This window comes from Candidatus Latescibacter sp. IFSED24 (genome assembly GCF_058273205.1).
This window is the reverse complement of sequence record NZ_CM177850.1, coordinates 4,002,636-4,027,946: the sequence shown is the minus strand read 5'-3', so window position 1 is coordinate 4,027,946 and position 25,311 is coordinate 4,002,636. Positions and strand designations below refer to the sequence as shown.

Here is a 25,311-nt window from a genome sequence, read left to right as displayed (position 1 = left end):
CCCTTCCCCTGGACGTGATCATGAACAGAGAATCGAGAACCACAGGATCACCCCGCCACCGGCGCCCGGTCGCCGCCTTGGCCCTGGGGTTGATCGGCCTCGTCATGCTCGTCGGTGCCGGCCAGGTCGGCGCGGCAGCCAAGCCGCCCGCGACCACCACCGGCCTGCGGGTCGAGCCCGTGACCATGCAGGCCCCGGCCATGCTCACGCGCCAGATCACCCGCGCGGCGCCGACACCTCCCGTGGACAAGGATCTGTCCGTCGTCTTCGCCGACGATTTCGAGTCCGGCTTCCCAGGCAGCGACTGGACGCTCTACCACGTCGACCCGAATCCGCACTGGGCCGCCTGGGATTGCTGGTCCGTCTCGGGCAGCACCAGCGTGGGCTGCGCGGCGGGCGGCACCAACGGGATCGACTGTGGACAGCCGTACACCAACGGCATGGCGACCTGGATGGCCCACGGGCCGCTCTCGCTGGCCACGCCCGGAATCACCGCCGCCGCTTTCCAGTGCGAACTCAACCTCAACGCCGAGGAGGGTTACGACTACTTCTACATGATGGCCTCCATCGACGGCGAGGAATTCAGCGGCAGCGCCTACACCGGCATCTCCAGCGGCACCGTCGGCCTGGACCTGTCCGAAGTCCCGATCCTGGGCAACCTCATCGGCCAGTCCCAGGTCTGGGTAGCCTGTGTGTTCGTGTCCGACGAGTCGGAGACCCTCGCCAACGGGGCGCAGGTCGACGACGTGGCGGTGATCGTGGACCTGCCCGTCACCAACCAGCCGCCCACCGTGACGGTGACCTCGCCCAACGGCGGCGAGAGCCTCGGTGCCGGCACCCAGCACACCATCACCTACACCGCCAGCGACCCCGACAGCGGCCCCTCGGCGCTGACGGTGGCCCTGGACTACTCCACCGACAGCGGCGCCACCTGGACCGCCATCGCCACCGGCCAGACCAACACCGGCTCCTACGCGTGGACCGTGCCCGACATGGCCACCACCACTGCGCGGGTCCGGGTCCGCGCCAGCGACGGCGCCGACGAGACCCCCGACACTTCCGACGGGGACTTCGCCATCGTCCAGGGCAGCAACACCCTCGCGCTGGGATCGGTGACCGGAACCAGCGGCACCACGGTGACCGTGCCGCTGAGCCTGACCAACGAGAACGCGGTGAAGGGCATCCAGTTCGATGTGACCTACGACGCCGGCGTGGCCTCGTTCGCCGGCGTCACCGGCAGCGGGCGCGGCGCCGGCCTGCGGGCCGAGGGCGAGATCATCACGGCGGGTCAGGCCCGGGTGCTCCTGTTCTTCGAGGCCGCCGGCGAGATCGCCGCGGGCGACGGCGAGGTGGGGCAGCTCAGCTTCGCGCTCTCGGGCGCCGGCGCTGGCCAGACCGCCCTCGCCATGACCGACGCCATCCTCTCGGGTCCCGAGGGCCAGTCGCTGGCGGTGAGCACCGAGGCGGGCCAGCTGACCGTCGAGGCCGCGGCCGAGGCGCCCAGGCTCCAGATCGCCGCGCTGCAGAATCCCGGCCGGGTGCAGACCTTCCAGATCATGGTGGTGGTGACCAACGGCTCGGGGACCGCCCCCACGGTGGCCGCCGCGGGCAGCGCGGTGACGCTGACCCCGCTGGGCGGCGGCATCTACCTCGGCCAGTTCGCGGCGGCGCAGGGCGCCACCGAGGCGCTGGTGACGGCATCCGACACCAACGTGTACGGCACCGGGACCGCCCAGGTCACGGTGAGCTTCTAGCGGGAGAGGTCGACCATGAGGACAGGCTGGCAACGACTCCTGGCGGTGATGCTGCTCACGGTGGTCATGGGCTGCGGCGGTGACGATGACGGCGACGGCGGCATCACCATTCCCGACAACCCCACCACCGCCCCCCAGTACACCGAACGCGGCTGGGATCGCTTCGAATCCGGCAACTTCACCGGCGCGCAGTCCGATTTCACCGAGGCCATCGGTCTCGACGCCGACCACGGCCCGGCCCACGCCGGACTGGGCTGGACGCGCCTGGTCCAAGCGGCCAGCGCCACGGCCATGCAGACCGCCACCAGCAGCTTCGACGCCGCGGTGGCCGCCGGCACCAGCAGCCCCGACGTGTTCGCGGGCCGCGCCGCGGCCAAGCTCGGCACCGGTGGCGCCAGCCTCGGCGGCGCCGTCACCGATGCCGAGTCGGCCCTGGCCGCGGCCAACGACTTCGTCTTCGCCCACCGGACGAGCTTCGACGCCAAGGATCTGCGGCTGATCGTGGCCTTCGCCCGCGCCGCTCAGGGCAACTACAGCGCGGCCCTCGTGGCCGCCGACGCCATCGAGGCCAGCGGCATCACCGCTGGCAATCCGGCCACCTGGACCGTGGACGGCGTGACTTACGGCGGCTTCAACGCCGCGGTCCTGGCACGCCTGCACCAGCTCTCGGAGGAGCACGCGGGATGACGACAGCCCCTGGCAAGACGCTCTTGATCGCGCTGGGCACGCTGCTGCTGGTCTCGTGCGGCGGCGGTTCGGCCGACGTGCGGACCGACGCGGTACCGGGCCTGGACGAGGTGACCGACACCGGCTCGCTGAGCCGGCTGGCCCAGGTCCCGGACGACCGCCCCATCCTGCTCTCGCTGCGCACCGACATCGCCGACGCGCCACCCCCGAAGCTCAGCGCCGGCAGCCGCGATCTCGGCCACCACGAGACCGTTCGCCTGCTCGAGGTCGTGCCCGGCGACCTGTCCGCTGCCGTGGCGCAGCCCGACCTGGCCGAACTGGTGGTCTGGGGCGGCGGCGAGGCCTCGCTGCGCCTCGAACCCCGACTGCGCGATTTCGTCCTGCGCACCCTGGCCAGCGCCGAGTGGCGCGAGGCCACGCTGAGCGTCATCGCCGACTTCGACCCCGAGCGCGCGCCGGCGTCGGCCAAGCTTGAAGCCGAGTTGCAGGCGCTGGGAGCGCAGCCACGGAGCGTCGTGGGCGGGGTCGTCACCCTGGACACGAACCTCGAGTCGCTCTTCGCCATCCTCGCCCGCAGCGACCTGACCAATCTCTCGCTGCCCAGCATGCAGCAGCCCATGCAGCAGCCCTCGCCGGGCACGCTGACACCGGGGAGTTAGCCATGGCCAACCCGATCCGTATCCGCCTGTCCCTCGTCGCCATCCTGGTGGTCGCGCTGATCGCGGGGACCGCCTGGGCCGCCACCGTCGACCCCTTGCTGCGCGGGTTGCAGGCGCAGCGCACCGGCAAGGCCGACCAGCCGCTCAGCGGCCTCGACTATGCGCGGCTGATCGCGCTGGAAGAAGGCGACGGTCCCCTGCGGATCGGCGCCATCCTCGAACTGGCCGACGAGCAGGTCGATCTGGGCGGCGTGCCCGGCCTGGTGGTGGGTTCGCGGCAGGGGACCATCGCCACCGCCCGCCTGCCCCTGAGCAGCCTCGACGCCCTGGCGGCGCTGGACGGCGTGGCCCACGTGGCCGCCTCGCACCTGCTGCAGCCCATGCTCGACATCGCCGTCCCGCTGGCCAACGTCGACGACGTCTGGGCCGGCACTCCGGCCTACACCGGCGCCGGCGTGCTGGTGGGCGTGATCGACTCGGGGATCGACTGGCGGCACCAGGACTTCGACCTGGCCAGCGGACAGACCCGGATCAAGGCGATCTGGGACCTCTTCGCCACCGGCGGCACGCCCCCGGCGGGCTTCGCCTACGGCGTGGAATACACCGAGGCGCAGATCAATGCCGGCACCGTGGCGGAGAACGACATCAGCGGCCACGGCACCCACGTCAGCGGCATCGCCGCGGGCAACGGTCGCGCCAGCAGCGGCCAGTACCGCGGGGTGGCCTACGAGGCCGACATCCTCTTCGCCAAGCCCTGGGACGATCAGAACGGCGGTTTCCCCGAGGACAAGACCATCGACGCCATGCGCTACATGGCCCAGAAGGCCGCGAGCCTTGGCCAGCCCATCGCCATCAACATGTCGCTGGGCGGCCACTACGGCGCGCACGACGGCACCAGTGCCCAGGAGCGCGTGGTCGACGAGCTGGCCGGCGAGGGCGTGGTCTTCTGCATCGCGGCGGGCAACGAGGGCGAGTCGTTCATCCACGACCAGGCCTCGGCCGGCGGCGGCTCCATCACCTACCGGATCGTCGAGTACGAGGCCAACCCCGGCAGCAACAACGATTTCGCGCTGATGATCATCTGGGTCGACGGCGCCGCCAGCCCCGGCGTCAGCCTCCAGGGCCCAGGCATCGACGAGGGCCCCATCGCCAGCGGCCAGGTCGTCGGTGGACAGACCGCCGCCGGCTACATCGTCATCGACAACGCCAGCCAGGGCGCCGATCCCCAGAACGGCGACAAGCTCATCGTGATCCAGTTCGACGACCGCGAGGGCACCCCGCCCGCCGCGTACGACTGGACCATCACCCTTTCCGGCGGCGTTAACCAAGCCCATGCCTGGCACATCAACGGGACCATGACCGCGGGCTTCCCCGACAGCGACCACAGCCACTCGGTGGCCATGCCCGCCGGCGCCGCCAAGGCCATCACCGTGGCCGCCTACAAGTCGCGCAACACCTGGCCCGCCCAGGCGGGCACCGTGGGCTACAGCGGCCCGTGGGGAGAGACGCTCGTGGGCGACCGCGCCCCGTTCTCGTCCATGGGCCCCACCCGCGACGGTCGTCAGAAGCCCGACATCGCGGCCCCCGGCATGGCCATCGTCTCGTGCTACTCGCAGAACACCGACCCGCCGCAGAGCAACCAGCTCCTCACGCCCGACGGCCAGTACTACGCCACCCAGGGCACGAGCATGGCCAGCCCCTTCACCTGCGGCGTGGTGGCGCTCATGCTCGAGAAGAACGGCGCGCTCACCGCCGACCAGGTCAAGGCCCTCCTCCAGCAGACAGCCGTCACCGACGACTTCACCGGCCCGGTCTGGAACGCCCGCTTCGGCGCCGGCAAGATCGACGCCCTCGCCGCGGTGGCCGCGGTCTCCGGCGGCCCCGACGGCGCCGACGGCGACATCGACGGCGACGGCCGCGCCACCGTGCTCGACCTGATCCTGCTGGTGAACCACATCCTCGACCCCGTGGGCAGCCCGCTCACCGGCGATGCCCGCACCGCCGCCGACGTCTACCCCGCCCCCAACGGCGACGGCAACCTCGACGCCCAGGACCTCGCCCGCATCGTGGCCTTCATCCTGGGCACCGACACGCCGGGCCTCGCCCGTCCCGCCACGCCGGCGGTCTTCACCCTCGGCGAACCCGAACGCGACGGCCCGCGCTGGCTGGTCCCGGTCCACATCGGCGGCGAGGCCATCGCCGCCGGCCAGTTCGCCCTGACCATCGACGGCGCCGTCTGGAACGCCGACGAGCTGGGCGGTGACTGGCCCGCCTCCCTGGGCGCCACCGCCCACGCCGCCGGCGACCAGCTCCGGGTCCTGTTCTACGATCTCGGCGGCGAACTGCCCGCCGGCGGCATCAGCTTCCAGATCCCCGTGTCGGTGGCCGGCACCGCCACCTGCGAACCCCGGCTCAGCGGCCTGCTGCTCGCCGCGGCCGGCGGCGAGGCCCGCGAGGTCCAGATCCAGCACGATCTGCCGGGCACCTCGTCCTTCCTCGCCATCGCTCCCAACCCGGCGCCCGGCGCCACCACCATCAGCTTCCGGACCGGCCGCGCCGCCACCGGCACCCTCGAGGTCTACGACCTGCGCGGCCGGCGCGTGCGCCTGCTGCAACAGGACGCCGGCAGCGGCGGCGCCATCGGCTGGGATGGCCGCGACGACGGGGGCCGCGAGCTGCCGGCCGGGGTCTACATGGTGCGGCTGGTGACGCCGCGCGAGTCGGTGTCTCAGAAGGTGGTGCTGCGGCGGTGATCGCTGATCCCGCCCGGCCTTGACAGGTCCGCTCCGGCGTGTGCTAGACTCGTGGCAAGGGATGATCGACCTGCCCAGCCTGCACTCACCCGGAGGACCACCTCATGCCTACTCGCCTGCTAGCCGGCGCCCTGGCGCTCTGCCTCATCGTGTTCATGATCGGCTGCGACGACGACGAGGACGGCTGCACCAACTGCCCGTCCACGGGTGGCCAGGAACCGACCTTCCAGACCATGTGGCCCAGCGCCGACGGCAACGCCTGGATCCACGACTTGACCCTCCATGCCTTTGAAGGCGATCCCGACGACCTGGTCGAACCCGAAGACCCCGATCCCGAGCTTCCCGACCTGGCGACCCTGCACACGCGCCTCGGCCAACCGGTGACCTGGCCGCCGCTCGGCCAGAGCGAGGGCCTCTACCGCCTGCGTATCGACGGCGACGTGACGACCCAGTCCGGCGTCACGGCCCAGCGTCTGCGCGAGGAACTCTTCACCCCCGGGTCCGGCAAGCAGCAGATCCAACCCCAGCCACGGCGGCTCCTGGCTCACCTCCTCTCCCAACGTCCCGAACTCGGCGCCGGCCTGACCGGACTCCCACCGGCCGGCACCGTCAAGGCGTTCGGCGACGAATTGCAGGCACCACTCTTCCTGGGCGGTTACGCCTTCGCCGCCACCGACACCGGCCTCTTCGGCTATGGCGACCTGAACAGCGATTACAGCTGGGTCTATCTCGAGGGCGACCTCACCGTCGGTCATCAGTTCAGCCTGCAACTCGTTTCCGACCTCGCCAACGACGTCTGGCTCCACGGCCGCATCTGGAGCCAGACCGACCTGACCCTCGACGACCGCACCTACACCAACTGCCTGGAATGCTTCTACGTCGTCGATCTGGGCGTGACCGTCCTCACCGACGAGCAAGGCGAGCCCCTGGGCAAGACCCGCGGCTATATCTATGGCTCGGTGTTCTACGCGCCCGATCTGGGCCCGGTACTCTGCCACGAGCGCAGCCAGGCCGCATACAGCACGGCCTACGATCCGGCTGCCCAGATGGTCATCCTGGAGATCGAGGCCTCGATCTCGGGTATGGAGGTTTCGCCCTAGTGGCTGGCGCCTAGTCCAGCTCGCCCAGCGGCGGCAGACCCAGCCGCGTGCGGATCTCGCCCTGGACCTCCTCGATGGTCCGGGTGCCGTCGACGTTCACGATGAGCTCCTTGCGCGCGAAGAGGTCGAGCACCGGCTTGGTCTGGGTGTGGAAGTCGGTGAGCCGCTTGCGGACCGCCTCGGCGTTGTCGTCGGCGCGGGTGACGAGCTCGCCGCCGCAGACGTCGCAGCGGTCGGCCACCGCGGGACGGTGGTGGATCAGGTTGTAGTCGAGGCCGCATCCCGAGCAGAGCCGGCGCGAGAGGACGCGCTTGAGGACCACCTCGTCGGGGACATCGATGTCGATGACCGCGTCGATGTCGTAGCTCTCGAGGAAGAACTCGGCCTGGGGCCGGTTGCGCGGGAAGCCGTCGAGGATGAAGCCGAAGTTCCAGTCGTGCTCGGCGAGACGCGCGTGGATGATGTCGGCCACGATGTCGTCGGGGACGAGGTGGCCGTCGTCGACGATGCGGCGGATGCGCGCCGCCAGCTTGGTGTGGTGCTGGATGTTCCAGCGGAAGATGTCGCCCACCGAGATATGGACCAGGTCGAAGTCGTCGGCCAGGAGCTTGGCCTGCGTGCCCTTGCCACAACCCTGCACACCCATGATCACGTACTTGTGCATGTCAACGGTCCTCGCTGGGTCCGGGAATGTCCTCGCCACTCGTGCCGATCTTCGGACGATCGGCGGTGGGATTGAAAGCCTTTTCTGACACCTGTCCGCTCAATACCCGCCGGTGTATCTGATGAGCAACTCGGTCTTGCCGAAGCCCGTGATGGTGTACCCGGCCTGGACGCCCTCGTGCAGGTAGACCACGATGCCCACCTGGCCGGGGATGGCCGCCGGCATGCCGAACTTCGGCTCGGTGTCCTGGCCCGTGAAGGGATTCCTCTGGAGCACCCCGCCGGGCAGGCACGGCAGGAGGTCCGCGCCCTGGTCCGAGTAGATCCCGTCGTTGCGCGCGGCGTGGTCCTCGGCCGAGATCTGGACGACGTGGGCCAGCGCCATGACATCGGCCTCCTTGGCGCGGGCCTGCATGGCGATGTAGTTGGGCATGGCCACGCTGAACAGGACCCCGATGATGACCACTACCAGGGTCAATTCGATGAGTGTGAAGCCTTCGCGCGCGATCATCAAGGACTCCTCCGGCCGGGGCGAACGAGGGATCAGTATCCGCTATCGACATCCGGAAGTGTCGATTTAGCAATATTCGATGAGCCGCCGCGGCGGCAGCGGCAGATCCGGGAGAGCCCGGCCCGGGATTCCGGCGTCTCCGGGAACCGCGGCAGCCTCGTGGTGCGATCGCCGACGGCCGCGTCGGAGGCTGTCGCCAGACGCTCCGCAGATGAGAGATCTAAAAGGGACAGTTTCGCCTCCAACCAGTCCGGTGTATCCTGCCCAGGACGTTCCGGGTGCCTGTCGGCGTCCATCGCCCACGTCTGACCCAACGGACCGACCTGCCGCGCAACAGCCGGCGATCGAGGAGCAGTCCATGCAGGATATCATCCGCGAACTGGAAAAGAAGCGCGATGCCGCGCGCATCGGCGGTGGACAGGACCGCGTCGACAAGCAGCACGCCAAGGGCAAGCTCACCGCCCGCGAGCGTATCGAGCTGTTCCTCGACCCCGGCACGTTCGAGGAATGGGACATGTTCGTGGAGCACCGTTGCACCGACTTCGGCATGGAGAAGCAGAAGATCCCCGGCGACGGCGTGGTCATCGGCTACGGCACGGTGAACGGCCGCCTCGTCTTCGTGTTCAGCCAGGACTTCACGGTGTTCGGCGGTTCGCTGTCGGCGGCCCACGCGCGCAAGATCTGCAAGATCATGGAGCATGCCATGAAGGCGGGCGCGCCGGTGATCGGCCTCAACGATTCCGGCGGTGCGCGCATCCAGGAAGGCGTGGAGTCGCTGGGTGGCTACGCCGACGTGTTCCAGCTCAACGTGCTGGCCTCGGGCGTGGTGCCGCAGATCTCCATGATCATGGGCCCCTGCGCCGGCGGTGCGGTGTATTCGCCGGCCATGACCGACTTCATCTTCATGGTCAAGGACAGCTCCTACATGTTCGTCACCGGGCCGGACGTGGTGAAGACGGTGACCCACGAGACGGTGACCGCGGAGGAACTGGGCGGCGCCATCACCCACACCAGCAAGTCGGGCGTGGCCGACCTGGCCTTCGAGAACGACGTGGAAGCGCTGCTGATGCTGCGCCGCTTTGTCAACTACCTGCCGGCCAACAACCGCGAGAAGCCCCCGATCTGGCCCACCGACGACCCCGCCGACCGGTCCATCCCGTCGCTGGACACCCTGGTGCCCGCCGACCCCAACAAGCCCTACGACATGAAGGAACTGGTGGCCAAGATCGTCGACGACGACCAGTTCTTCGAGTTGCAGCCCACGCACGCCGCCAACATCATCACCGGATTCGGGCGCATGCAGGGGTCGACCGTGGGCATCGTGGCCAACCAGCCCCTGGTGCTGGCCGGCTGCCTGGACATCGACTCCGCCAAGAAGGCCGCGCGATTCGTCCGCTTCTGCGACGCCTTCAACATCCCCATCATCACCCTGGTGGACGTGCCCGGCTTCCTGCCGGGCACCGCGCAGGAGTTCGGCGGCATCATCAAGCACGGCGCCAAGCTCCTGTACGCCTACGCCGAGGCCACCGTGCCCAAGGTCACGCTGATCACCCGCAAGGCCTACGGCGGCGCCTACGACGTCATGGCCAGCAAGCACCTGCGCGGCGACGTGAATTTCGCCTGGCCGTCGGCGGAGATCGCCGTCATGGGCCCGAAGGGCGCCGTGGAGATCATCTTCCGCGCCGACAGCGGCGACCAGGAGAAGATCGCCCGGCGCACCGAGGAGTACCGCACCAAGTTCGCCAACCCCTTCGTGGCCGGCGCCATGGGCTTCATCGACGACGTGATCATGCCCCACAGCACGCGCAAGCGCATCTGCCGCTCGCTGGCCATGCTCAAGGACAAGGACCTCAAGAACCCCTGGCGCAAGCACGGCAACATCCCGCTGTAGCGAGCCCGACAGCCAACCACTGGGAGCGACCCGGATGTTCGACAAGATCCTCATCGCCAATCGAGGCGAGATCGCCTGCCGCGTGATCAGGACCGCCCAACGCCTGGGCATCGCCACGGTGGCGGTGTACTCGGACGCCGACCGCGACGCCCTGCATGTGCGGATGGCTGACGAGGCCGTGCACATCGGCGGCGCCCCGTCGACCGAGAGCTACCTGGTGATCGACCGCATCGTCCAGGCCTGCCGGGACACCGGCGCCCAGGCGGTGCATCCCGGCTACGGCTTCCTCGCGGAGAACGCCGGATTCTGCGAAGCGCTGGAGAAGGAAGGCATCGTCTTCATCGGCCCCGCCCCCTACGCCATCACCAGCATGGGCGACAAGATCACCTCCAAGAAGCTGGCGGCCGAGGCCGGGGTCAACACCATCCCCGGCCACAACGACGTGGTTCGCGACGCCGACCACGCCGTCCGGATCGCTGAGGAGATCGGCTATCCGGTGATGCTCAAGGCGTCGGCCGGCGGCGGCGGCAAGGGCATGCGCGTGGCCTGGAACCGCGAGGAATGCCGCGACGGCTTCGAGCGCGCCACCAACGAGGCCCGTTCCAGCTTCGGCGACGAGCGCGTGTTCATCGAGAAGTTCATCGAGGAGCCGCGCCACATCGAGATCCAGGTGCTTGCCGACACCCACGGCAACACCATCTACCTGGGCGAGCGCGAGTGCTCCATCCAGCGACGGCACCAGAAGGTCATCGAGGAGGCGCCGTCGCCCTTCCTGGACGCGACCACCCGCCGGGCCATGGGCGAGCAGGCCGTGGCCCTGGCCAGGGCCGTCCAGTACCGCAGCGCCGGCACCGTGGAGTTCATCGTCGATTCGCAGCGAAACTTCTATTTCCTGGAGATGAACACCCGCCTGCAGGTGGAGCACCCGGTGACCGAGCTGGTCACCGGCCTGGACCTGGTGGAATTGATGATCCGCGTGGCCGACGGCCAGGAGCTGCCGCTGGGCCAGGACGATGTCGCGCTGGACGGCTGGGCGCTGGAGGCCCGGATCTATGCTGAGGATCCGTTCCGCAACTTCCTGCCGTCCATCGGTCGCCTGGTGGACTACCGGCCGCCCGCGGGCGAGCACGTACGGGTGGACACCGGCGTGTTCGAGGGCGGCGAGGTGTCCATGTACTACGACCCCATGATCGCCAAGCTGATCACCTGGGGCGAGGACCGCGAGCAGGCCATCGGGCGCATGCAGCGAGCACTCGACCAGTACTACATCCGCGGCGTGCGGCACAACATCAGCTTCCTCAACGCGATCATGGCGCACCCGCGCTTCGTGGCAGGACACCTGACCACCAACTTCATCGCCGAGGAGTACGCCGACGGCTTCAACGCCGAGATGGTGCCCCAGGAGGACCCGGCCCGGGCGGTGGCGGTGGCGACCATGGTGCACCGTCGCCACCTGGACCGCGCCGCCCTCCTGTCGGGCCAGCTTCCCGGCCACGAACGGCGCGTCCACGACGACTGGGCGGTGATCACCGGCCAGGTCACCCATCAGGTGACCATGGCTCCTGGCGACGGCGGCTTCGTCCTGACCATCGGCGACGGCGAGTACCGCGTGGCCTCGGCGTGGCGGATCGGGCAACCGCTGTTCGAGGGGACCATCAACGGCGAACAGGTCTGCTACCAGGTGGAGCGGCGCGGCCCCTGGTACAGCCTCTTCCACTGCGGTGCCCGCACCGACGCCATGGTCCTGACTCCGGCGGCTGCGGCCCTGCACGCTCACATGCCCGAGAAGGAGGCGCCCGACCTCTCGCGCTTCCTCCTGTCGCCCATGCCCGGCCTGCTGCTCAGGGTCTCGGTGAGCGAGGGCCAGGAGGTGAAGGCCGGCGAGGAACTGGCCGTGGTGGAGGCCATGAAGATGGAGAACGTGCTGCGCGCGGAGCAGGACGCCGTGGTGGCGAAGCTGTGCGCGGAACCGGGCGACAGCTTGACGGTGGATCAGACGATCATCGAGTTCGAGTGAGGGCGTTGGTCGAGAGGTGAGACGGGCGGCCTGGCGAGTTGGGCCAGGCCGCCAACCACGTCCTAGAAGAGCTCGCCGATCCCCACCGTCACCCGCCAGGTCCGATTCCCGACCCCCACATCCCCCCGGATCGGCACCAGCTTCCCATCCCGCTCCACGAAGAACCGCGCCCCGATCCCCACGTATGGCCGCAGGTATTTCGACTGGAGCCTGCCAGGCGACGAGGCCACCGTGGCCATCCCCGACGACACCGAGAAGCCCCAGCGCAGGAACGGTCGCCAGCGCCACTGGGCCTGGCCGGCCAGCAGCAGCTTGTCGAGGTATCGGTCTCGGTCGTAGACCCAGCTATGCTCGCGGTATCCTAGCGAGGGCAGCCGCCAGAACGGCGCGTCCCCCGCGATGGCGTTGCAGTAGAACTGGCCAGCCAGCACATGATCCTTGCTCAGGCTTCGGTAGTGCCGGACATCGAGTTCCAGCCACCCGAAACGGAACGCATCGCCGTCGAGGTGATCGAATTCCATGATCCCGAGTTGCGAGAAGATCCCGCTTTTCGAGTAGTAACGATTCTCCCGCGTGTCGCGGACCAGGACCATGCCCAGACCGATCAGAAGGTCGGATTCCGTTCCCCTGAACTCTCCCGACTGGAGCAGACCGCCATCCTGGGTGTGCTGGATCGCCTGGTGGTGCAGCTCGAACACCGGCCCCAACGCCAGAATCCTGCCTAGCATGTAGGAAGCTTCCAAGTGGGTCACCGTGGCGTAAGGCTCGTAGTACTCCTTATCCCGCTCGTTGCTCGCCGGGCCCAGGCCGTAGAACGGCCTGGCCAGGCTGTCGTGATCGAAGACGCCCTGGGCATAGCTGCGGCCCTGGTTCCAGTAGAGGTCGGTGTTCAGGTTGAAGCGCCACTGGCCCCGAGTGGTCGCGATGAACTTGAGTCCCGCCGATGAGGTGAGCGATCGGTCGTCGGGGTCGAGGCGGAACAGCTTCACCGTCTCGGCGCCCAGCCCCGTCCCCTGCTGCGTGGTGTAATGGGCATTGGGCACCCAGACCATGCCGTACGTGCGGATCGCCGGCGGCCAGACCTTGATCGACACCTCCTCGGTGAACGTGACCGAGTCGGGGAGGCTGAACTGGGCGAACGCCGAGCCGGCTGTGGCCACCAGGAGCACGATCAGGATCGGGCGGATCGGCACCATGGTCCTACTCGATGGCGAACTTGGCGTGGACCACCGCGGTGATCTGCTTCTCGATGGACGAGTTGTCGTTCACGCCGTAGTCGCTGACCACGGTGCTGTGGCGCGGCGTGACCTGCAGCACGCCCATGCGCGCGTCGCGGATGGGCCCGAGGCTGGCGCCCGCCGCGGCGGCCACCTTCCGGGCGCGGCGCATGGCGTCCTCGGCGGCCAGCGCCTGCACCGCCTCCTTCACCGTGGCGAGGTCGACATAGAGATACTCGGGCATGCTGGTGCGCACGTTCACCCCCTGGGTGACCAGGCCGGCCAGCTCGAGCGAGAGCGTCTTGACGAGCTGCACGTCGGCCAGCTCCACCAGGTAGCCCTGCTCGCTCTGGTACGAGAGGATGCGGCCGGTGCGGTTGCCGTGCTGGTCGAACTCGTCGTTGGACCAGGCGTTGATCGGGAAGAACTCCACGGCGTCCTCGGGAACGCCTTGACTGGTGAGGAACGTCGTCACCAGGGGGCGCTGTCGCTGCAGGTCCTGCCAGGCGGCCTCGGCGGTGGCGCCGCGGCCCTGGAGCCAGAACCGCAGGCGGCCCAGGTCCGAGACCAGGTCCATCTTGGCCGAGCCGGTCACCTTGAGGGTCTGGGCGGTCTTGACGTTGCCGCGCCAGGTGCCGGCCAGGATCGCCAGGCCGGCGACGAAGCAGATGCCGAGGATCAGGGCGGCCAGGGTATTGTTGCGCATGATCGACTTCCTGGGCTGGTGGTACCACGGATCGGGATACCCCAGACATTCGGACAGGATGCACGCGCTGGCAAGGGCCCAGTGTCCACCGGGAGGCCGGCCGCGGTCAGCCGAGGCAGAAGTACAGGCAGACCGCCCGGTAGCAGGCGTAGACCGCCCCGGCCATCATCACCCGGCGGTCGGTGACCACGCGCTGGCTCGCGAGCAGGAATCTGTTCAGCGGGTTGCGGCGGTCCAGGTCGCAGATCAGCGCCGGGCGGCGCTGATCGTAGGCGTCGAGACCCCAGCGCAGGCGGGGGTCGCGCGGGTCGCGGCGACGGCCCTCCTCGAGGTAGCGGTAGCCCTTCTCGATGCGCGAGCCCAGGAGGTTCACGTAGCCCAGCGCGAACCAGCCGCAGCCGCGCTTGGGAGCGAGCTTGCGGGCCCGGTCGGCGAGCTTCTCGGCGGTGGCGTACTGGCCGCGGCCGGCGGCCACGCAGATGGCGAGGCTGGCCAGGGCCTCCGGATCGCGGGGATCCTCCTTCACCAGGCGGGTGAGGATGACCTCGGCGCGGTCGAATTCATCCTGCTCCAGGAGCCGGTTGGCCTCCTGGAGCGCGCCGTTGATGGCGGCGGGGTTGTCCGGCCCCACCTGCAGGAGCGCGCCCGGTGCGCGCATCCGACCTTGGCGGTCTGCAACGCGGGCTGGCATGGTGCAACTCCTTTCCTCGACCCCCGAGTGTCTGGGTTATCCTTATCGTTCCCTGCCATTCCTCGCCGGTCATGCCGGGAAGCCTCGCTGATCACGACCTTGCAACCGGCAGGCCCATGAAGCGCCGGCCGACCCCGGAGACGAGGTCGGCCGGCGCTCCTCGGTGCAGGAAGGCCCTCAATCCGCCCAGCGGTGCTCCCAGGCCTGCGGCTGGCCCTTGAGCCAGCGGTCGAACCACTCGAGCATCATGGTGCGGTGACCGACATAGTTCGCCCACGTGCCGGCGATGCCGTGGTCCTCGCCCTGGAAGGTGACCATCTCCACTGGCTTGCCCTGGACCTGGAGCGCGGTGAACATGCCGGCGGACTCGCCCGGGGTCACGTTGCTGTCGCTGGCGCCGTGGAGCAGGAGCAGCGGCGTGTTGACGTCGGCGGCGGCGAAGAGCGGCGAATGGTCGGTGAAGTACCGGGGGTCCTGCCAGGGGCGGCGGCCGCCGGCGGCCATGTCGCCGTAGGTCCAGCCCCAGGTGCCCTGGCCCCAGTAGGTGGCCAGGTCGGCGATGCCGTACATGGAGACCGCGGCGGCGAAGAGGTCGCTGTGGGTGACCAGATACATGGTCATGAAGCCGCCGTAGCTGCCGCCGTAACAGCCCACGCGGGTGCGGTCGAGCTGGGGATAGCGGGCCAGGAGGGCCTCGGCGCCGGCCAGGATGTCGCTGCCCGCGGCCGGGCCCCAGTCGCCGGCGTGCCAGTCGGCGAAGCGGTCGCCGTAGCCGGTGGCGCCGCGGGGATTGATCACCAGGACCGCGTAGCCGTTGGCCGCCCAGAACTGGTGGGTGGTGTTGAACGAGCGCTCGGTGGGCGAGCTGCCGGCGTAGTAGTAGACGATCAGGGGCACCGTGGCCGGGTGGCGGTCGGCGGGCTGGTCGAAGACCGAGCCGGCGGGGCCGGCCGGGCGGTACCACCACGCCTCGATGGTCTCGCCGCCGGGGCCGGTGAAGCTGGCGTCCTCCACGTCGGCGACGGCGAAGCGCCCGGGCAGCTCGCGATCGGGAGTCTCGACCTCGCGGGCCTGGCCGCCCAGCGGCTGCAGCCAGAGCGCGCGCGGCGAGGCCGGGCCGCCGGCGGTGTAGGCCACCGCCTCGCCGTCAGGGCCGAGCGCCCAGTCGCCGCGGGTCTCCCCGGCGGTGGGCAGCTCCTCGGCGCGCCACTGGTCGCGGTCGGCCTGAAGCGCCACCAGCACGCTGTGGCTGCCGGCGCTCGCGGGCAGCACCAGGCGATCGCCGCCGTCGGTCCAGGCGGGCAGGCCGCGGCCTGACTCGAAGGCGTAGCGCAGGTCGGTGGTGATGCGGGCGAGGTCGCCGCTCTCGAGGTCGAGGAGCCAGACCTGCTTGTTGTAGACGTTGTGCGCGGGGAGGTCGTCGCCCACGGCCTCGGGCGGGCCGAGGAAGGCGACGCGGCGGCCGTCGGGGTGCGGGGCCAGCGCCTGGGGCCGGACTTCCCAGCCGGCGGCGAGGGTGGCCGCCAGGCGATCCTCGCCGCTGGTGAGGTCCAGCACGCGGAGCTCGGTCCGGAACCAGGGCGGCGGCGCCATGGGCACGGTGCGGGCGTAGACCACGCGGCGGCCGTCGGGCAACCACGCCGCGTCGTCGAGGGTCCAGTCGCCGGGGCGGGTGAGCACGCGGCGCAGGCCGCTCTCGAGGTCGACCACCTGCAGGTGGGGCCGCGGATCCCAGTCGGCGACCCGTTCGCGCAGGGCGTCCCAGCGGCGCTGGGCCGGGTCGGGTTCCTGGGCCTCGAGGCCGCGGGTGCTCGCGAGCAGGAGGCGCCGGCCGGTGGGGTCGAGCGCCATGAGGACCAGGTCCGGCTCGTCGGTGACCACCGTACGCACCGGGCCGCGGGGAGCGCTCCACAGGACGAGGTCGGTGCCGTCGACGCCGGGACGGCGCAGGAGCAGGGCGCGGCCGTCGGGCGTGAAGGACACGGGGCGGGCGTCGGGGCCGCCAAGATCGGCGGCCACGAGCTGGCCGCGACCGTCGAAGACGGTGGTCTCGCCACGCCGCTTGTCGCCGGTGGGGTTGCGGCGCGAGAGGTGGCGCGCCAGGAGCTGGCCGCGGGGCGCCACGGCCAGGCTCGAGAGGGTCGCCACGCTGCGGGCGCGGTCGAAGCGGCTGAAATCGAGCTGCGGCTCGAGATCCCAGGCGAGGTCGGCCGTGCCCTCGGCGGCGAGGCGGACCGCGCTGCTGGGCTCGTCCACAACCACGCGCACCCATACGAAGCAGGCGCCGGCGGGCAACGGCACCGCGCCGTCCGCCGGTTCGCCGTCCAGCCAGACCTCGGCCGATTCGCCGGCGGTCACGGTGACCTCGCACCAGCGGTCGCACCGCAGACGCGCCGCCAGCCACCAGACACCGGCCTCGCCCAGGCTGACCGTGCCCTGGTCGGTGTTGACGCGGCGCCAGGCCAGGTCCTCGCCGTCGATCATGCGGAGCTGCTGGCCGGCCTCCGGGAGCCAGCCGCGGGGATCAAGCTCGGGCACGGTCTCGGCGGTGGCGTGGACGCGCGGGTCGAGATCGCCGGCAGGCATCGCGGGCAGCGGTCCCAGGCGCAGGACCTGATCGGCGGGAACGGAGTCGGCGGCGGCCAGGGAGGCGGCGAGCACGACAGAGAGGAGGATGGCGGCGGCGGTGGGGCGCATGGCGGGCTCCGGGGCAGGAGGAGCCGGCGGGACGCCCGGCCAGGCAATCCCGTCGGCGCGGCGGACAATCAACGCCAATCTAGCCGCTGCCGTGCCGGGATTCCAGCAGCCATCAGTCTTGTCCTGCGACGCAGGATGGGGCATCCTGTCCGGAAAGACCCCCTGAGTTCGAGGAGACGACCATGCCTGACGTGGGATTGGTACTCGGCGGCGGCGGCGCCCGAGGTTACGCACACATCGGCGCGCTGAAGGCCCTGGAAGAACGCGGCGTCACGCCCGTGGCCATCGCCGCCTGCTCCATGGGCGGCATCGTGGGCGCCATGGCCGGCAGCGGCCAGAACGCCGACCAGATGCTGCAGCACGCCCAGGACTTCAAGTTCACCGAACTGCTGGACATCGGCGACAGCGAGGCCTTGAACCGCGGGCACAAGCTCGAGCGGGCCCTCGAGCGCTACCTGCCGGCCTCGTTCGCGGACCTGCGGATCCCGCTCAAGATCACCGCCTGCGACATCCAGGACGGCGTGCAGGTGGTCTTCGACAGTGGCGACCTGCGCCAGGCCATCCGCGCCACCATCTCGCTGCCCGGCGTGTTCCCGCCGGCGCGGGTGGACGACCGCATCCTGCTGGACGGCGGCCTGGTCAACAACCTGCCCGTGGACATCATCCGCGCCATGACTCACGAGCCGGTCATCGCCGTCGATGTATCGGCGCCCCCCGATCGTAAGCTCGACTTCGAGAACCACGGCTCTTGGTGGGAGACCTTCACCACCCGCGCCTTCCGGCGGCCCCTGATCCTGGAGATCGCCATGAAGGCCTACGACATCCCCCAGCGCATGCTCACCGACGCCCGCATCGCGCTGAATCCGCCCGACATCTTCGTGCGCCCGGCCATCAATCCCGACATCAAGGTGGAGGATTTCGACGAGTGGCAGCAGCCCTACGAGGCGGGCTACGAGGCCATGGGCGTGGCGCTGGAGGAGTACGGCGAGGAGATCGGGCTGCGCGACTGAAGGACGTCGCTCAGCGTGGCGACCAGGAACATGAAGGCCAGGACCAGGACGAGGGTCCGGCAGACTCGCACCAGGTGGCGCAAGGGATACCTCCTGTAAAAGCCGGGCCGCTGGATCCTTCCAGCGGCGGGGGGCCGGCGGGGAGCCGACCGGGGCATCCTAGGCGCGGATGAGAACTGCTGTCAACAGCGAATGGATCCCCGGCGGGACCTGGCCGACCATCGGCAGCATCACGAGCAAGGACGTCCGCCGCGTCTACAGCTCGAACCCCTTCCCCAGCCCCGGCACGTGCACCTCCACCTGCAGCCGCTGCCGCAGGTTCGCCGCGAAGGCGTCCGCCGACTCCGGCTCCCCGTGCACCACGAACACCTTCTTGGGCGGCTGCTCCGCCGAGTCGATCCAGCGCAGCAGCTCCTCGCGGTCCGCGTGGCTCGACAGCCCGTGGATCGTCTCGTGCCGGCACTCCACCGGCCAGTTCTCGCCGTGGATCTTCAGCGTCTTGGCGCCGTCCTGCAGCGCGCGGCCGCGGGTGCCGCGGGCCTGGTACCCGGCCAGCAGAATCAGGTTCTCGGGCCGGCCGAGGCGGCGGGTCAGGTGATGCAGGATGCGCCCGCCGGTCATCATGCCGCTGCTCGAGATGATCACCATGGGGCCCTCGCGCGTGTTGAGCTGCTTGGACTCGTGGACCGTGCGGCAGAGGTGCACCTCGCGGGGGAAGAGGCGGCTGCGGCCGTCCTCGATGAGGTCGTCCTCCAGGTTCATGTCGTAGAGGTGGCGGCCGTAGATGAGCGTGGCGTCCACGGCCATGGGGCTGTCCACGTAGATGGGGACCTCGGGCAGCTCGCCGTTCTTCATCAGGTCGCGCAGGATCAGGGTCACCAGCTGCACGCGGCCCACCGCGAACGCCGGGATCAGCACCACGCCCTTGCGACGGATGGTCTCGACGAAGACGCGCCTGATCTGGTCGGCCACCGGTTCGTGGTCGTGGCTGCGGTCGCCGTAGGTCGACTCGATCACCAGGATGTCGCACGGCGGCAAGGGGTCGGGGTCGCGGTGCAGGGGGACGTCGTAACGGCCCACGTCGCCCGAGAAGACGATGGTCTTGCCGCCGACCTCGAACTGGATGGAACCGGCGCCCAGGATGTGGCCGCCGTTGACGAAGCGCGCGCGGGCGCCACCGGGCAGGTCGACCCAGTGGCCGAATTCATGGGCGCGGAAGAGATCGAGCGCGCGCAGGGCGTCGAGGCTGGTGTAGAGCGGTTCGGCCGGCTTGTGCTTGGAGTAGCCGCGCTTGTTGGCCCACGCCGCGTCCTCCTCCTGGAGGTGGGCCGCGTCCATGAGCAGCAGTTCGCACAGCTCGGCGGTGCCGGCCGAGGCGTGGATGTGGGCGTCGAGGCCCAGGCGCGCGGCGCGGGGCAGCCAGCCGGAGTGGTCGATGTGGGCGTGGGTCAGCAGCACCGCGTCGAGGGTGCGCATCTCGAAGGGGAGCGGATCCCAGTTGCGCTGGCGCAGCTCCTTGAGGCCCTGGAACAGGCCGCAGTCGATGAGGAAGCTGTGCTCGCCGGTCTCCAGCAGATGCTTGGAGCCGGTCACGCAGCCGGCGGCGCCGTGGAAGGAAAGTCTCATGGTCACTCCTAGAGGGCCACGCCCAGGACGGCCTGGACCTGGAGGCCGGACATGTAGACCGACCAGTAATCGCGATAGAAGTCGGTGTACGAGTAGCGCACGTGCAGACCCAGGCGGAAACGGTCGCTCAGGGCCACCGAGCCGCCGGCGCCCAGCCGCAGGCCGATGGTGTTGGTGATGGGGAAGTTCGCCACCGACTCTCCTTCCCACTCGGCGTCCGCGGCGTCCAGATGGTACCAGCCGAGGCCGCCGGCGAACCAGAGCTGGCGTGGGCCGTCCAGGCCCCAGCCGACGCGGGCGTCCACGCTCAGGTTGAAGAGGTCCCAGCTGCCGGGCACCCCGTATTTCGGCGGACGGTAGGGTGTGCCCTCGCGCACCAGGATCTCCCCTTCGGTCTTGAGGTGCGCATAGCCGCCGGAAAGGCCGACCTGCAGCCAGGGTTCGGCCGGCGCGAACAGCCCCACGCCCACCTCGTAACCGTCGAGCAGGACATCGTTCTTGTCGACCATGGGCAGGCACCAGCCGCCGGCCAGTTCCACGGTGGGACCGGCGCCGGCGAGCGCCGGCGTCATGATCGGCAGCGCCAGCACGAGCCAGTGCCAGCGAATCTTGAGCATGTTGCATCCCCCGGATTTGATGAGCCGTACAACATGTCCATTCTAGCACCGCGCCCCGGCGCCACCAAGCATGGTCATTGCCGGGCGCCGGCGGATGAGGCAGAATGAGGGGCACCGACCATGATCGAAGGGAGCCACTCATGGACCGCCGCCACGAACACCTCCGCCTGCTGGCCATCTTCCACTTCGTCTACGCCGGCTTGATCGTCCTGGGGTCCCTGGTCCCTATCTTCTGGCTAACGGTGGCCTCGATCTGGTGGCCCGAGCTGGCCACCGAGGCCCGCGTCGACCGCGACCTGGCCCCCACCGTGGCCTCGGGCGCGCTGGTCGCCGGCCTCGTGGGCTTCGCCGTGGTCCTGGCCTGGATCTGGGCCGCCTTCGTGTTCTTCGCCGGCCGCAGCCTCCTCTCCCTCCAGCGCCACACCTACTGCCTGGTCATCGCCGGCCTGCTGTGCCTCGCCTTCCCCCTGGGCACCGTGCTGGGAGTGTCGTCCCTGGTGATCCTCAACCGCGAGGAGACGCGGCAGCTCTTCCCCGAGCCGGACGCCACCTGATCGCATCCAGAGGCCGATCCGTGGTAGAATGATGATTCGCACCGAACGGACCATCGCCAGGGGATCGACCATGCCGCCGCGCCTCGCCACCATCGCCCTCGCCCTGCTGCTGCCCGCCGCTGCCGCCGCCCTCGAGGTGACGGTGACCTGGAGTCCGCCACGGCTCTACTCCTATCCGCCCCCGCCCGACCTCACCTACGAGGCCAGCGTCCAGGCCACCTTCCACGGCGACGTGGCCATGACGCCCGTGGACGCCGCCTGGCTCACTCGCCTCAACGACCAGACCTGGCGCGGCACCTGGCTCTGGGACGACACTGCCCCGCGCGCGGTCGCCTTCGCCGGCGCCGACCAGGACACGGTCGACCTGATCGCCGCACGCCAACCGGCCTACCCCCTCGACCTCGCCGCTCACTCCGTCCCCGTGGTCACCCTCGACACCGCGCCGGCGAACCTCTGGTCGCCCGAGACCGGCATCTACGTCTGGGGCCTGTACGAGAACTGCCTGCAGCGCGGGTCGGAGTGGGAACGCCCTGCCGACATGACCTGGTACGACCCCGCCGGCGCCGCGCTCTGGAGCGAGCCGGTGGGCCTGCGCATCAATGGCCAGAGCACGCGCTACCACACGCGCAAGGGCCTGCGCCAGTACTTCGACGACTACGGCGCCCAGGACTGGCTTCTGGCCGACCCCTTCGCCGACGGCCCCGGCCGCTTCGGCCGCCTCGTGACCAAGTCCAACCTGACCGCGGGCCACCTCCTCAGCTCCAGCCTCTTCGAGCCGCTCCACCAGGAACTGGGCCACCTCGGCAGCCGCCACCGCCTGGTCGCGCTCCACCTGGGCGGCGAGTACTGGGGCGCCTACTCGCTACGCGAGCGCCTGGACGACCACTTCGTCGAGGTCACCCACGAGCTGGCCACCAGCGGCGGCTACACCCTCATCAAGGACGACGAGGCCGAGGAGGGCGACGTCCAGGACTGGTACGACTTCCTCGCCGCCTACGCCGTGCCGCCCCAGCCCTACGGCGCCCACGCCTGGTACCAGGACGTGGCCCAGCGCCTCGACCTGGGCGCCTACATCGACTGGATGTTCCTGAACATCTTCGGCGCCTCCGCCGACAACGGCTGGGTCAACAACATGGCGCTCCTGCGCGTGGGCCAGGGCCCGTGGCAGTACATCATGTGGGACGAGGAGGGCCTGCTCGCCGCGGAAAACCTCCAGAGCGACCACTTCCGCTTCTACGCCGCCGCCGACGCCGCCGAGTTCAACGAATTCCGCCCGCCGGTCTGGTCCATGGGCGACTGGTGGGAGCCGCACCAGCCGTGGCGCGACCTCTTCCGCGGACTCATGCAGAACAGCGAGTTCAAGGCCAGGTTCTCCGCGCGCATCGATGCGCTGCTCGCCGGCGCGCTCGCGGTCGGTGCGCTCGAGGCCCGCCTCGATTCGCTCGCCGCCGACCACGGTCCCGAGCTGCTCGCGCACGCCGCGCGCTGGAACCTCTCCTCGGCCAGCTACGCCCAGGCTGTGGCCGCCGCCCGTGGCTGGGTCGCCGCCCGCCACCCCATCGTCGCCGCGCAGAAGACCGCGTTCCTCGAACACTTCGCCGTGCCCGTGGAGCTGAGCGCCTTCACCGCCCAGGCCACCGACGCCGGCGCCCGGCTCGACTGGCGCACCGAGCGCGAGCGCGACAACCTGGGCTTCCAGGTCTGGCGCTCGCTCACGGGCCACGACCAGCTCGCCCTGCTGGCCGACTGGCGCGACCACCCCGAGCTGGCCGGCGCCCCCGACAGCGACACGCCCCGCGCCTACGCCTTCACCGACGCGAGCCTCCCCGCCGGTGCCAGCGCTTGGTACCAGCTCCGCCACGAGGCCACCGACGGCACCGTCACGGTGCACGACTGGGTCGAACGGGCGGGTCCGCCGCCCCTGCCCGCGATCCGCCTCAACGAGCTGATGGCCGACAACGACAACGTGATCGCCGACGAGGCCGGCGAGTTCGACGACTGGCTCGAGCTGTACAACCCCGGCCCCGACCAGCTCTCCCTCGCCGGTCTGGCGCTCAGCGACGACACCCAGGACCCCGCGCCCTGGCCGCTGCCCGACGTGGTCCTGCCCGCCGGCGGATTCCTGCTGGTCTGGTGCGACGAGGATCCCGAACAGGGCCCGCTCCACGCCGACTTCAAGCTCGCGGCCGACGGCGAGGCGCTGGCGCTCTTCCTCCTGGACGCGGACGACGTCTGGCTGGTGGATGCCGTGACCTTCGGTCCCCAGGCCACCGACACGGCCTACGGCCGGCTGCCCGACGGCGACGGCCCCTGGCAGACCCTGCCCGCCCCGTCCCCCGGCGTGAGCAACATGAGCGTCCTCGCCGCCCCCCTCACGGCCACCGGCCTCGGCGCCCTCGACGCCTGGCCCAATCCCGCCGGCGAGCGCACCACCGTGCGGTTCGCCCTGGGCGCCCAGGCCGCCGGCCCGGTCACCGTGGGCGTGTACGACCTGCGCGGCCGGCTCGTGCGCCGCCTCACCCGGGCCGACCTCGCCGCCGGGACCCACACCCTCGTCTGGGACCGTCGCGACGCCGGGGGCAAACGCGCCGCCGCCGGCGTCTACCTCGTGCGGGTCGACGCCGGCGGCGTGTGCAGGAGCCGGAAGCTCTCTCTGGTCCGCTAGTGCCTGGTCCTAGCCCTGGGCGGCGCCCTGGAACCTCTCCAGGGTCTGCTTGAAGCCGTCGCGGTCGGGCGCCAGCTTCACGGCCTCGGTCTCCAGCTCGATGGCCTTGTCCACCTTGCCCAGCTTGAAGGCGATCTCGGCGGCGGTGTCCAGGATGTTGGCGCGGGTGCCGTCGTCACCGGCGAGGTCGGCGCCCTTCATGGCGAGCTGGAAGGCCTCGTCCAGGTTCACGTCGTTCTCGAAGCACCACCAGGCGAACTGGTTCAGCGCGGCGGGGTCGTCCTGCCAGCCGTCGGGCATGGACGCCTTGCGCAGCTCCAGCGCCTTGTCCTTGTCCTTCTCCACGAGTAGCGCCTTGTCCACCAGCAGCTCCTGGCGGAACTCCTGCATCTCCTCGCTCTCGGCGTGCTCGGTGATGGCGAGCGCCTGGTCGAGGAACGGCAGGTAGTCCTCGGTGGGCGCCACGCGCCGGGCCACGCTGGCCACCATGAGGACATCGTCGTCCGAGGCGTCCTTGCTGTCCAGGATGGCCTCGCCCTCGGCGAGCAGCTGGTCGACGGTGAAGGCCTGCTGACGCAGTCCGTAGAACATGGACATGAAGATCTTGCCGCGCGTGGCGGTGGTGCTCGCCGGGTCGAGGACCATGATCTTGCGGTAGTAGTCCACCGCCTCCACGTTGGCGAACACCGCCTCGCTGTACTGGGCCAGCGAGCGGGCCAGCGCGAGGGTGGGCTCGCTCTGGAAGCGCTCCTTCTTCTCGGCGATGGTCGACATGTCGGCCTTGGCGGCGTCCACCAGCGTCATGAATTCCTCGGGACCGGGATAGCCGGCCCAGCGGTCGGTGACCTCGCCCTGTTCGTTGACCATGGCGAACGTGGGGTACACGCGGACCTCGTACGTCTTGGCGAGGTCGACGCCGGCTCCCTTCTCGCAGTCGTTCTTGAGCAGGATCACGGACTCGAGGTACGACTTGAGCTGCGCGTTCTCCTCCGCCTCACGGGCGAAGACCTTGCAGCCGCCTCACCATTCGGTGAAGAAGTCGATGAGGATGGGTTTATCGTGCTGACGGGAGAGGGCCAGGGCCTCCTCCCAGGTAGTGGCGCTGGTGGTGCCGGCGAGGGCGGCGGCGGCCGTGCCGATCACCGTCAGGGCCAGCACGGCGGCGAGGATGCGCTTGGTCATGGACAACCTCCAGTTGGGGAAACGACGCCGCCCATCATCGTCAACCTCCCGGCCGGCGGCAACATCCGATTGGAACGCTGGGCATACGTCCCGGATTCCCGCCGGGATGCACCGCGGACGGGATTCAGCGAGTTGTTGGCGGATCGCCGCCCTTGCGAGTACTCTTTCAAGCCGTGTAACCTGTTCTCGGCATTAAGCCTAGAGAATTCATAGGAGATTCTTGAACTCCTGTTTTCCGTGCCTCGGCACGGAACCCGCGCGGACCGTCGCGCTTCCGCAGCGCGCTCGGCCCCCAGCCCAGACGAGGTCGC

The 25,311-nt window shown here is 69.9% G+C and carries 20 protein-coding genes; 10 read left to right on the top strand and 10 right to left on the bottom strand.

The window, feature by feature from the left end; translation table 11 throughout:
* Positions 1 to 77: 77 nt before the first annotated feature.
* The 5 genes from IFSED24_RS16225 (at position 78) to IFSED24_RS16205 (ending at position 6,953) form a co-directional block, all read left to right on the top strand.
* The gene (locus IFSED24_RS16225) at positions 78 to 1,754 is read left to right on the top strand and encodes a cohesin domain-containing protein (protein WP_491332526.1); all 1,677 of its coding nucleotides are present in this window, start codon (positions 78 to 80) and stop codon (positions 1,752 to 1,754) included.
* Positions 1,755 to 1,769: 15 nt separating this feature from the next.
* Entirely contained in the window at positions 1,770 to 2,441 is a 672-nt protein-coding gene (locus IFSED24_RS16220) for a tetratricopeptide repeat protein (protein WP_491332525.1), read from the top strand.
* Positions 2,438 to 3,100, top strand: a complete 663-nt coding sequence (locus IFSED24_RS16215) for a hypothetical protein (RefSeq protein WP_491332524.1) — start codon at positions 2,438 to 2,440, stop codon at positions 3,098 to 3,100. The genes IFSED24_RS16220 and IFSED24_RS16215 overlap by 4 nt, the downstream gene beginning before the upstream one ends.
* A 2-nt stretch (positions 3,101 to 3,102) precedes the next feature.
* On the top strand, positions 3,103 to 5,853 hold the full coding sequence (locus IFSED24_RS16210) for a S8 family serine peptidase (protein WP_491332523.1): 2,751 nt from the start codon (positions 3,103 to 3,105) through the stop codon (positions 5,851 to 5,853).
* A gap of 104 nt (positions 5,854 to 5,957) precedes the next feature.
* A complete protein-coding gene (locus tag IFSED24_RS16205; protein ID WP_491332522.1) occupies positions 5,958 to 6,953 on the top strand; it encodes a hypothetical protein in 996 nt (331 codons plus the stop codon).
* 10 nt (positions 6,954 to 6,963) lie between these two features.
* Here the strand turns inward: IFSED24_RS16205 and IFSED24_RS16200 are convergent, their stop codons facing one another.
* Together IFSED24_RS16200 and IFSED24_RS16195 are read right to left on the bottom strand one after the other, a co-directional pair.
* Positions 6,964 to 7,617, bottom strand: coding sequence for an adenylate kinase family protein (locus tag IFSED24_RS16200; protein ID WP_491332521.1), 654 nt, complete (start codon positions 7,615 to 7,617; stop codon positions 6,964 to 6,966).
* A gap of 99 nt (positions 7,618 to 7,716) precedes the next feature.
* A complete protein-coding gene (locus IFSED24_RS16195) occupies positions 7,717 to 8,127 on the bottom strand; it encodes a type IV pilin protein (RefSeq protein ID WP_491332520.1) in 411 nt (136 codons plus the stop codon).
* A 358-nt stretch (positions 8,128 to 8,485) separates the two neighbouring features.
* Between IFSED24_RS16195 and IFSED24_RS16190 the strand changes: the two genes are divergently transcribed.
* Both IFSED24_RS16190 and accC read left to right on the top strand, forming a co-directional pair.
* Positions 8,486 to 10,018, top strand: a complete 1,533-nt coding sequence (locus tag IFSED24_RS16190) for an acyl-CoA carboxylase subunit beta (RefSeq protein ID WP_491332519.1) — start codon at positions 8,486 to 8,488, stop codon at positions 10,016 to 10,018.
* Between the two features lie 34 nt (positions 10,019 to 10,052).
* A complete protein-coding gene (accC, locus tag IFSED24_RS16185) occupies positions 10,053 to 12,035 on the top strand; it encodes an acetyl-CoA carboxylase biotin carboxylase subunit (RefSeq protein ID WP_491332518.1) in 1,983 nt (660 codons plus the stop codon).
* 62 nt (positions 12,036 to 12,097) lie between these two features.
* Here accC and IFSED24_RS16180 read toward each other — a convergent pair whose 3' ends face one another.
* From IFSED24_RS16180 to IFSED24_RS16165, 4 genes are all read right to left on the bottom strand, one after another.
* Positions 12,098 to 13,231, bottom strand: a complete 1,134-nt coding sequence (locus IFSED24_RS16180) for a hypothetical protein (RefSeq protein WP_491332517.1) — start codon at positions 13,229 to 13,231, stop codon at positions 12,098 to 12,100.
* 4 nt (positions 13,232 to 13,235) lie between these two features.
* Positions 13,236 to 13,958: an SIMPL domain-containing protein gene (locus IFSED24_RS16175; protein WP_491332516.1), complete on the bottom strand. Its 723-nt coding sequence runs from the start codon at positions 13,956 to 13,958 to the stop codon at positions 13,236 to 13,238.
* A gap of 106 nt (positions 13,959 to 14,064) precedes the next feature.
* Positions 14,065 to 14,616, bottom strand: a complete 552-nt coding sequence (locus tag IFSED24_RS16170) for a tetratricopeptide repeat protein (RefSeq protein WP_491332515.1) — start codon at positions 14,614 to 14,616, stop codon at positions 14,065 to 14,067.
* 210 nt (positions 14,617 to 14,826) lie between these two features.
* Positions 14,827 to 17,346 carry a prolyl oligopeptidase family serine peptidase gene (locus IFSED24_RS16165; RefSeq protein WP_491332514.1) on the bottom strand — a complete coding sequence of 840 codons (2,520 nt, stop codon included), beginning with the start codon at positions 17,344 to 17,346 and terminating at the stop codon, positions 14,827 to 14,829.
* A 182-nt stretch (positions 17,347 to 17,528) separates the two neighbouring features.
* Here IFSED24_RS16165 and IFSED24_RS16160 point away from each other — a divergent pair, with 182 nt between their 5' ends.
* A complete protein-coding gene (locus tag IFSED24_RS16160) occupies positions 17,529 to 18,356 on the top strand; it encodes a patatin-like phospholipase family protein (RefSeq protein WP_491332513.1) in 828 nt (275 codons plus the stop codon).
* Positions 18,357 to 18,611: 255 nt separating this feature from the next.
* Here IFSED24_RS16160 and IFSED24_RS16155 read toward each other — a convergent pair whose 3' ends face one another.
* Entirely contained in the window at positions 18,612 to 19,982 is a 1,371-nt protein-coding gene (locus IFSED24_RS16155; RefSeq protein ID WP_491332512.1) for an MBL fold metallo-hydrolase RNA specificity domain-containing protein, read from the bottom strand.
* Between the two features lie 8 nt (positions 19,983 to 19,990).
* Positions 19,991 to 20,599, bottom strand: a complete 609-nt coding sequence (locus IFSED24_RS16150) for a hypothetical protein (protein ID WP_491332511.1) — start codon at positions 20,597 to 20,599, stop codon at positions 19,991 to 19,993.
* A gap of 140 nt (positions 20,600 to 20,739) precedes the next feature.
* On the opposite strand from IFSED24_RS16150, the gene IFSED24_RS16145 reads away from it, so the two are divergent.
* Positions 20,740 to 21,153, top strand: a complete 414-nt coding sequence (locus IFSED24_RS16145; RefSeq protein ID WP_491332510.1) for a hypothetical protein — start codon at positions 20,740 to 20,742, stop codon at positions 21,151 to 21,153.
* A gap of 28 nt (positions 21,154 to 21,181) precedes the next feature.
* Positions 21,182 to 23,818 (top strand): CotH kinase family protein, encoded by a 2,637-nt coding sequence (locus tag IFSED24_RS16140; RefSeq protein WP_491332509.1) that lies wholly within the window; start codon positions 21,182 to 21,184, stop codon positions 23,816 to 23,818.
* Positions 23,819 to 23,827: 9 nt separating this feature from the next.
* Here IFSED24_RS16140 and IFSED24_RS16135 read toward each other — a convergent pair whose 3' ends face one another.
* Both IFSED24_RS16135 and IFSED24_RS16130 read right to left on the bottom strand, forming a co-directional pair.
* The gene (locus tag IFSED24_RS16135) at positions 23,828 to 24,772 is read right to left on the bottom strand and encodes a hypothetical protein (RefSeq protein ID WP_491332508.1); all 945 of its coding nucleotides are present in this window, start codon (positions 24,770 to 24,772) and stop codon (positions 23,828 to 23,830) included.
* 66 nt (positions 24,773 to 24,838) lie between these two features.
* Complete coding sequence (locus tag IFSED24_RS16130; RefSeq protein WP_491332507.1) at positions 24,839 to 25,000, bottom strand: hypothetical protein; 162 nt, start codon at positions 24,998 to 25,000, stop codon at positions 24,839 to 24,841.
* Positions 25,001 to 25,311 lie beyond the last annotated feature (311 nt).